The sequence below is a fragment of the Oleiphilus sp. HI0066 genome, from assembly GCF_001635725.1.
Genome location: NZ_LWFH01001314.1, coordinates 1 through 1,123, shown reverse-complemented (window position 1 = coordinate 1,123; position 1,123 = coordinate 1). Strand labels below are relative to the sequence as shown.

2 protein-coding genes are annotated in these 1,123 nt (G+C 45.3%); one reads left to right on the top strand and one right to left on the bottom strand.

The window, feature by feature from the left end:
- On the bottom strand, window positions 1-451 hold a 451-nt coding region (locus A3738_RS19375), incomplete at its 3' end, for a cytochrome c (protein ID WP_082890084.1).
- 195 nt (window positions 452-646) lie between these two features.
- On the opposite strand from A3738_RS19375, the gene yihA reads away from it, so the two are divergent.
- On the top strand, window positions 647-1,123 hold a 477-nt coding region (gene yihA, locus A3738_RS19370), incomplete at its 3' end, for a ribosome biogenesis GTP-binding protein YihA/YsxC (RefSeq protein ID WP_068763790.1).

The following is a 1,123-nucleotide window of genomic DNA, read 5'->3' as shown; positions in this document are numbered from 1 at the left end:
GGAAACCTGCCGCCTCAACACCTTTACCTGAAGGACCGTGACAAGCGATACATGCTGCCATTTTAGTAGCTGGGTTACCGGCACGGTAAAGAGCGCGACCTTCTTCAACTAATTCTGGATCCGCTTGACCAACTGTTGTTGTTTGCGCCGCAAAGTACGCTGCAACATCTGCCATGTCTTGGTCACTAAAACCATCTAAAAGACCCGTCATTTCAACAATCACACGACGACCTTCTTTTTGATCATACATTTGCTTTAGCAAGTATCTCTCGCCTTGACCTGCTAACTTAGGGAAGTTACCCGCCGCACTATTACCATCTGCACCATGACATGCAGCACATACCGCAGACTTGTCTTTACCAGCTTGCACATCGCCTACAACTTCAGCAGAAACAAATGCAGAGCTGCTTAGACCTAATGCAACTACCAACCCCTTAAACAACTTATTCATAATTTGCGCGCTCACTCTAATAAATTCGCCATTCACTGCGGCTTTATTCTTCTATTATTTCGCCAACCTGACCTTCAGTAATTATATCGACTGATTAAGATCTCACAAGAAAGATCAGGCAAAAAAAGTGGGGGTATTATACACTAAGCCCCCAGTGATAAAAGACTTTAAGTCAGTACCAATGAGTATCAATGCATGAGTGACCAAGCAAAACCTGCCACCTTATTTCGACTCGCCTATGATTCTGCCGCATTTATGCAAAGCGGCTCAAAACTTTCAAACTGTCCGAGTGATAACGGAATCGAAATTGCCTTTGCTGGCAGGTCAAATGCCGGAAAGTCCTCTGCTATTAATAGCATCACTCAAAACAAGAAACTGGCGCGCACAAGTAAAACACCTGGTCGCACGCAACTGATCAATTTCTTCTCCCTAGATATAGAAGGCGTGCGCTTGGTCGACTTACCGGGTTACGGCTATGCAAAAGTGTCCCTAGACATGAAGGAAGCATGGGGACGCCACCTTGAAGATTACCTTCAAAACAGAGACAGCCTAGTAGGCTTAGTGCTGATTATGGATATCCGAAAGCCCCTTACAGAGTTCGACACGATGCTGCTCGACTGGAGCAAAAAGAGCGAACTCAGTACAACCATTCTTTTGACGAAAGCAGACAAA